Below are 7,649 nucleotides of genomic sequence, written 5' to 3'. Positions count from 1 at the left end.
ACGACTATCTGACGAAGCCCTTCGACAAGCGCGAACTGATCGCCCGCATCCAGGCCATCGTCCGCCGCAGCAAGGGCCATTCCGACAGCGTGATCCGGACCGGCCGCCTGACCGTCAACCTGGATACCCGCACGGTCGAGGTGGACAGCTCGCCGCTCCACCTGACCGGCAAGGAATACGGCATCCTGGAACTGCTAAGCCTGCGCAAGGGCACCACGCTGACCAAGGAGATGTTCCTGAACCATCTCTACGGCGGCATGGACGAGCCGGAGCTGAAGATCATCGACGTCTTCGTCTGCAAGCTGCGCAAGAAGCTGGCGCAGGCGACCAAGGGTGACAACTACATCGAGACCGTTTGGGGCCGGGGCTATGTCCTGCGCGATCCCCAGGAAGACGCCATGCCGCCGCAGAAGGTGCAGGCCGCAGGCTGACGCCAGCCTGCGGCGACCGTGAGTTCATGAACGACGAAAAACCGGCGGCAGAAATATCTGCCGCCGGTTTTTCGTCGTGCGATGCCTGCCGGCGAAGGCGAGGCGGCAGGCGTCAGCCCGCCACTGCCCTGGCCGCCTGAGCGCCCGCCGGAGGATTGACCACGTAAAGACCGCGCTGATTGTCCATCGGCTTGAAGCGCTCGGTAATGCCGAGGACGGTTTCGGCGCCGCCCAGATAGAGCACCCCATCCGCCGGCATCAGCTTGGCGATGCTGTCCAGGACCTTGCCCTTGGTCGGCTGGTCGAAATAGATCAGCACGTTGCGGCAGAAGACGACGTCGAACTGGCCGAGCGGCGTCAGATCGGTCAGCAGGTTGTATTCCCGGAAGTTCACCATCTGGCGGATCTTGTCGGAGACCTGCCACTTGTCGCCGACTTGGCGGAAGTACTTGACCAGATGGGTGATCGGCAGGCCGCGCTGCACCTCGAACTGGGTGTAGATGCCGGCCCTGGACTTCTCCACCATCTCGGAGGACAGGTCGGTGCCGACGATCTCGAACCGCCAGCCGTCGAGCTTGACGCCCTCCTCCAGCAGGAGCATGCAGAGCGAATAGGCTTCCTGGCCGCTGGAACAGGCCGCCGACCAGATGCGGACCGAGCGGCGTGCCGAGCGGCTCGCCAGCATCTTGGGCAGAACGACTTGGCGGAACTGCTCGAACGGCTTCTGATCGCGGAAGAACGACGATTCGTTGGTCGTCATCGCCTCGGTGATGTCGCGCAGCAGCGCTTCCTCGCGCCGCGTGCGGATCGCAACGGCCAACTCGTCGAGGCCCTTCATGTTCCACTTGCGCGCGACCGGCATCAGCCGCGACTCGAGCAGATAGGCCTTGTCCCGCGACAGCACGAGGCCGGAGCGCTGTTTCAGCAGAACGCTGAACATGTCGAAGTCTTCGACCTTCATGCTGCGGTCCTCAAAGCAATCTTGCGGATAAAGGGTCCGATTTCACGCAAAGGCATAACGGCGCTGCATAGTCCCGCCGTGGCCACGGCGCCGGGCATTCCCCAGACGACGCTGGAAGCTTCGTCCTGGGCGATCGTCAGCCCGCCGGCCGCCACCAGTTCGGTGCAGCCGCGCATGCCGTCCTGGCCCATGCCGGTCAGGATGATGGCAAGCGCCCGCTTGCCGAATATCTTGGCGATGCTGCGCATCATGGGATCGACCGCCGGGCGGCAGAAGTTCTCCGGCGGCTCCTTGTTGACCGACAGCACCGTGCCGGCCCCCTTGGTCGCCAGCACCATGTGGAAGTCGCCCGGAGCCAGATATATGCGCCCCCCCACCAGCGCCTCGCCGTCCTTGGCCTCGGAGCAGGGGATGCCGCATTGCCGCGTGATGTGTTCGGCCAGGATCGTGGTGAAGGTGGCCGGCATGTGCTGGGTGATCAGGATCGGCTGGCGGATGCCGCCCTTCAGGTGCGACAGCACCTCGAACAGGGCCTGCGGTCCGCCGGTCGAGCTGCCGATCGCGATGATGTCGGGCACGGGCGGCACTGCCGGCATGGGACGCAGAACCACCGCCGCCGGGTCCATCGATCGCGGGCGCGGGAAGGCGCTCAGCGGCGCCGGAAGCCGCTCGTTCCGAAGGCCGGGCCGGTTGCGCGATCCGGCCCGCCGGGCGGCGATCGCCAGCGCCTTGACCTTGCTGACCAGTTCCCGCTTGAACGTGTCGGCAGCCCCCAGCTCACGCGTCGAGGACGGCTTGGTCACGTAGTCGGCCGCTCCGGACTGGAGCGCCTTCATGCTGACCTCGGCGCCGCGCAGGGTCAGCGTCGACGCCATGATGATCTTCACCGCCGGATCGATCGCGATCAGCTTGGGGATGGCGGTCAGCCCGTCCATCACCGGCATCTCGATGTCGAGCACGATGACGTCGATGCCCTGACGGGACAGCGCGTTGAGGGCCATCTGGCCGTCACCGACCGACGCCACGACGCGCAGTTCGGGGTCGCCCTCCAACGCGCGAGAAAGCAGTCCACGGATGACCGCACTGTCATCGACCACCATCACCCGATGGGGGTCGTCCACACCCGCCGCCTTGACGGCGGCTTTGCCCGGAATTTCGCTCATGCTCCTCCGGGCCTCAGATCAAGCCGATCTGGGCGAATTTGGTCTGGATGATATCGCTGTCGAAGGGCTTCATGATGTACTCGTTCGCCCCGGCGCTCAGCGCTTCCTGAATGTGGGCAAGATCGTTCTCGGTGGTGCAGAAGACGACCTTGGGCTGATCGCCGCCCGACATCTTGCGCAGCCGCCGGAGGAAGTCGATCCCGTTCATGACGGGCATATTCCAATCCAGCAGGACCGCGTTCGGCATTTCCCGCGCGCAGGCTTCCATCGCCTGCTTGCCGTCCTCGGCCTCGGAACAGGTGAAGTGCAGCTCCTCCAGGATCTTTCGCGCCACCTTGCGGACAACGCGGCTGTCATCGACGACAAGACAGGATTTCATACGAGACCTCGGCTAGGGCGCAGGTTCTGGGTGCTGGTACTGAGCGACGCTCCGGCGGGGAACCAGGTCCCCGCCGGAGCGTCGTCCCAGGACTACACGGCCTCCAGATTGGCGAAATTCAACAGCCGGGACACGTCCAGCACCACCAGCAGCGTCCCGTTCAGGCGGTAGATGCCGGTCGATAGCTCGCGCCACCGGACATCCAGGGTTGACGGGTTGCGCTCGAAATCGTCCGACGACAGGCTCAGCACCTCACCGACGCCATCGACCATCAGGCTGTAAAGCTCGCCCCGGAGATCGACCACGATGCTCATGCCCGGCTTTTCCTTGGGCCGGGCCGGAAGGCCCAGCCGCAGGCGGACGTCGATCGCCGTGACGATCCGGCCGCGCAGGTTCAGCGAACCCGCGACTTCCGGCGGCGCCAGCGGGATACGGGTGATCCGCTGGTTGCCGAGCACGTCCTGAACCTGGAGCACCGGGATCCCGAACAATTGGTCCGAGATCATCATGGTGACGAAATCTTCGTTCGCATTGACCGAGAAGTCGTCGAACTTGGTCTTCTTTGCCGGCAGGTTGGCGGTCATGCGGCACCTTTGGTCTCGGAGAGGGTCTGCGACAGCGTGAACAGAAGGGCGTCACGGTCGAACTTGGCGACATAGTCGGTGAAACCGGCCTGACGGCCGCGGTCCAGGTCGCGGGGCGATGCGTGGCTGCTGAGCGCCACCAGCGGGGTGGCGTGCCAGCGGGTATCGCCGCGGATCGCCTGGGCGAACTCGAAGCCGCTCATGCCCGGCATCTCGATGTCGCTGACGATGACGTCGAAGTCCTCGCCCGCTTCGCACAGGGTCAGCGCCTCGTCGGCGCTCTGCACCGTGGTTACCTGATAACCGGCCACGGTCAGCAGCGGGGTCAGCAGATTGCGGAAGAACGGACTGTCGTCGACCAGCAGGACCCGGTGCGCCTTCTCCTCCTCGTAGGCCTCGCGGGCCGACGAGCCGAACCAGTCGCCATAAGCCTGGGTCAGGAAGAAGCCGGCGTCGATCAGGTCGGTTGCCTTGCCGGCGATGATCGCACTGCCCATCATACCCGGCCGCTCGGCGGCCAGTTCGACTTGCAGGCGGTCCTCGACGATGTCGACGATCTCGTCGACGATCAGGCCCATCGAGCGGTCGCCGTCGGCGAACACCAGGACCGGCTGGCGGCCTTCGCGCTTGAACTCCCAGCCGCTGTCGATCGGCACCAGCGGCATCAGCTTGCCGCGGTACTGGACCACCGGCATGCCGTTGCTGAGCTCGACCGTGCTGAGATCGACGTCTTCCAGGCGGGCGACCAGCGAGAGCGGGACCGCCTTGGGGCCGGCGCCGCCGGCACGGAACAGCAGCAGGGCCATCTTGTCGTCCTGGCGGGTGGCGTGGGCCACGGCGGTATCGGTCGCGGCGGCGTCGCCGACGGCCAGTTCGCCCGACGAGGCGGCGGCGATGCCGTTGGGATCCAGGATCATGATGACGCTGCCGTCGCCCAGGATCGTGTTGCCCGAGAACATCTCGATGTGGCGCAGGATCGGAGCCACCGGCTTGACGACGATTTCCTCGGTGTCGAACACGCGGTCGACGATGATGCCGAAGGTGTAGGTGCCGACCTGGGTGACGACGATGAAGGTTTCGGTGTCGTCATGGGCCGGCCCGTCCAGCCGCAGCAGGCGTTGCAGCGATACCAGCGGCAGCAGGCGGTTGCGCAGACGCAGGACCGGGGTGCCGTTGATCCGCTCGATCGTGTGCTCGCTGTCGGCGGCGGCGCGGACCAGCTCGACGACGCTGATCTGCGGGATGGCGAACCGTTCGGTGGCGCATTCCACGATCAGGGCCGAGACGATCGCCAGGGTCAGCGGGATCTTGATGATGAAGGTCGACCCGCGTCCGTAGGTCGACTTCATCTCGATCGTGCCGCCGATCTTCTCGATGTTGGTCTTCACCACGTCCATGCCGACGCCGCGTCCGGAGACGCTGGTGACCTTGGCGGCGGTCGAGAAGCCGGGCTTCATGATGAAGGCCTGGATCTGACTGTCCGACATGGCGGCCAGTTCGGCTTCCGACGCCAGCCCGTTCTGTAGGGCCTTCTGCTTGATCCGGTCGATGTTGAGGCCGCGTCCGTCGTCCGCGATCTCGATGATGATGTGGCCGCCCTCGTGGTAGGCGTTCAGCGTCACCCGGCCGGTCTCGGTCTTGCCGGAGCGCAGGCGCTCGACCGGTGTTTCCAGGCCGTGGTCGGCGGAGTTGCGGACCATGTGGGTCAGCGGGTCCTTGATCAGTTCAAGCACCTGCCGGTCCAGCTCGGTATCGGCGCCGAGCATCTGGAGGTCGATCTTCTTGCCCAGTTCATGCGCCAGGTCGCGCACCAGCCGGGGCAGCTTGGCCCAGGCGTTGCCGATCGGCTGCATGCGCGTCTTCATGACGCCTTCCTGCAATTCCGACGTGACGTGGTTGAGTCGCTGGAGCGGAGCCGCGAACTCGCTGTCCTTCTGGCTGCGCAGGATCTGGAGGAGCTGGTTGCGGGTCAGCACCAGTTCCGAGACCATGGTCATCAAGTTTTCGAGCAGATCGACGTTGACCCGGATGGTCTGGGCCGCGACCGCGGATTCCTTGTTGCCGGCGTCGCGGGTCTCGTCCGCGGTGAAGCCGGCGCTCGCCGCCGGGGCGGGAGCCGCCGCCGGAGATGCCGCGACCGGAGCCTGCTCGTGGACGACCAGTTCCTTGGCGGCGATGGTCGCGGGCACTTCCGGCGCGCTGGCGGCGGGCGCCGCGGGAACCGAGGCGGCCGGGGGCGGAGGAGGCGCTGCGGCGGGGACCGGAACGGCGGCTGCCGGTTCCCGCGCCGCGGGAACGGGTTCGAACACGAAGTCGGGTTCCGGAGCGGCGGCGGCCGGTGCGGCCGGAGCCGGAGCCGCGGGAGCAGCGGCGGGAGCCGCCGGTACGTCGCGCCCTTCGGCGATGGCGTTCAGTCGGGAAATCAGGCCGCTGTCGTCGCCGGGCGGCTCCGCCTCGGTCGCTTCCAGCACGGAGAGGATCAGCTTGATGGTATCAAGCGATTCCAGGATGGCCGAGACAGCCTGGGGGGAAACCTGCAACTCACCATCGCGGAACTTGCCCAGCACGTTCTCCGACGCGTGAGCGACATGCTCGAGGCGAGGGAGACCGAGGAAACCGCAGGTCCCTTTGATCGTATGGACCAGCCGGAAAATGTTGCTGAGCAGTTCGGGGTTATTCGGGTTTTGCTCCAGCCGGACCAGTTCCACGTCGAGAACCGACAGATTCTCCGACGTTTCGGTCAAAAATTCGCTGAGCAGATCATCCATGACGATATTTCCCACGCCGTTTTTGGGCTTGTCGCTTTGCCATCCGAGCCCATGAATGCACGACGCCATGCCGGCAGGCGTTCACTCCGGGACCCTTTCAGCGTGCCAAACACTGATTAAAACAATCTTACTCTAGCATTTTAGAAAAAGGCCTAAGACGAGCGATATACCCGAGCGCACGACATATGACAATGCGTGTGAAGAAGGCATGATTCGGACGTCGCCGGATCATTCATTCGGAGACTATTTAAAAAAACGGATTTTTTTGATTCAACTGCGCAAGCTGAACGCGAAGGAATCAGGGGCTTCCCGAAAGGTAGTCAATGTGAGGTTGACGTGCCGGGCGAAGCATCCGGTCACGTAGGCGTGAACCGTGCGCGGCGTCAGGCTCTCGACAGCGATATCGCCGGACAGGGCCTGCATGGTTTCGGCCTTCAGTCCGGCGTTGCGCCCGGCGGCGGTCACCAGCGGGTGACCGTCAGGGTCGGGACCGACCACGATCCTGCCGCCATAGGCCAGTGCTTCCTCCGCCAGAATCGCGAGGTTGAGCAGCACCTTGCCGGTGCCCGATAGCAGCTGGCCGCTTTGGTCCAGCCGGCCGGACGGCCACTCCAGCTTGATCTTTCCGCCGGCGAAGTAGGCTTCCGCGGCCTGAGCCGCTTCATCGAGGCCGGCCCGGTCGCCGCCGGCCGCCCCATAGGCTAGCCGCAGCAGGCGCAGACGCCGCGATGCCTGATCGGCGCTGTGGGCGATCAGTCCGATCGCCTCGTCCGCCATCTCGGCGCCCATCTCCTCGATCAGCTCGACGCCGTTGTTGATAGCACCCACCGGGCTGACCAGCTCGTGGCACAATCTGGAGCACAGTAACTCGACCACGCGGATATCAAGATCGGTCTTCATGTCGCTTGGTCGATCCCTGCTGTCAAATTCTCGCACAGACTGTTTTAACCTATCATGGTACGGATTGGTTCTGCTCGCAAAAGATTGTCCATGCGGCAGCCGATCCCTGGAAAAGATATACCGGAAGCTACAATGGCAGGAGGCAGGGTTTGAACGACCCGTTCATCGTTCCGGGCGCGATCGTCCGCCATCCCGGCCAGCCCGACTGGGGCCTCGGCCAAGTCCAGTCGGCCATAGGCACCCGCGTCACCGTCAACTTCGAACATGCCGGCAAGGTCGTGATCAACGCCGCCGTCATCTCCCTGTCCGTGGTCGATCCGGAAACCGATCTGGCCTAAAAGCAATACCGTTGAATAGGATTTTATAAAAATGAAAGACTCACAGCGGGTTTCAATGTCTTTGAAGTAGGTGGAAATGCGCGGCGCGGCGGAGGGTGCGCGTATCCGCGCACTGAACGCGGCCG

Annotated in this window: 8 protein-coding genes; 2 read left to right on the top strand and 6 right to left on the bottom strand. The window is 64.6% G+C overall.

From position 1 onward, the window contains the following. Nucleotides 1–431, top strand: a 431-nt coding sequence (locus tag AC5JJ6_RS32895) for a response regulator transcription factor (protein ID WP_496046085.1), incomplete at its 5' end; no start/stop codon positions are given. Between the two features lie 112 nt (nt 432–543). On the opposite strand, the gene AC5JJ6_RS32890 is transcribed toward AC5JJ6_RS32895, so the two are convergent. The 6 genes from AC5JJ6_RS32890 to AC5JJ6_RS32865 all read right to left on the bottom strand — a co-directional run bounded on the left by AC5JJ6_RS32890 (nt 544) and on the right by AC5JJ6_RS32865 (nt 7,186). Continuing rightward, a complete protein-coding gene (locus tag AC5JJ6_RS32890; RefSeq protein ID WP_496046084.1) occupies nt 544–1,392 on the bottom strand; it encodes a CheR family methyltransferase in 849 nt (282 codons plus the stop codon). Further along, nucleotides 1,389–2,555 (bottom strand): protein-glutamate methylesterase/protein-glutamine glutaminase, encoded by a 1,167-nt coding sequence (locus AC5JJ6_RS32885; protein ID WP_496046083.1) that lies wholly within the window; start codon nt 2,553–2,555, stop codon nt 1,389–1,391. The genes AC5JJ6_RS32890 and AC5JJ6_RS32885 overlap by 4 nt, the downstream gene beginning before the upstream one ends. Nucleotides 2,556–2,568: 13 nt before the next feature. Next, on the bottom strand, nt 2,569–2,934 hold the full coding sequence (locus AC5JJ6_RS32880; protein WP_044437407.1) for a response regulator: 366 nt from the start codon (nt 2,932–2,934) through the stop codon (nt 2,569–2,571). 92 nt (nt 2,935–3,026) lie between these two features. Then, nucleotides 3,027–3,518 (bottom strand): chemotaxis protein CheW, encoded by a 492-nt coding sequence (locus tag AC5JJ6_RS32875; protein WP_044437405.1) that lies wholly within the window; start codon nt 3,516–3,518, stop codon nt 3,027–3,029. Continuing rightward, nucleotides 3,515–6,286, bottom strand: coding sequence for a hybrid sensor histidine kinase/response regulator (locus AC5JJ6_RS32870; RefSeq protein WP_496046082.1), 2,772 nt, complete (start codon nt 6,284–6,286; stop codon nt 3,515–3,517). Before AC5JJ6_RS32870 ends, AC5JJ6_RS32875 begins: the two co-directional genes overlap by 4 nt. 270 nt (nt 6,287–6,556) lie before the next feature. After that, nucleotides 6,557–7,186, bottom strand: a complete 630-nt coding sequence (locus AC5JJ6_RS32865; RefSeq protein ID WP_496046081.1) for a histidine phosphotransferase family protein — start codon at nt 7,184–7,186, stop codon at nt 6,557–6,559. A gap of 149 nt (nt 7,187–7,335) precedes the next feature. On the opposite strand from AC5JJ6_RS32865, the gene AC5JJ6_RS32860 reads away from it, so the two are divergent. Then, nucleotides 7,336–7,524 carry a DUF3553 domain-containing protein gene (locus tag AC5JJ6_RS32860; protein WP_496046080.1) on the top strand — a complete coding sequence of 63 codons (189 nt, stop codon included), beginning with the start codon at nt 7,336–7,338 and terminating at the stop codon, nt 7,522–7,524. Nucleotides 7,525–7,649: the final 125 nt, after the last annotated feature.

This window comes from Skermanella sp., assembly GCF_059503625.1.
This window is presented reverse-complemented; position numbering and strand designations above follow the sequence as displayed.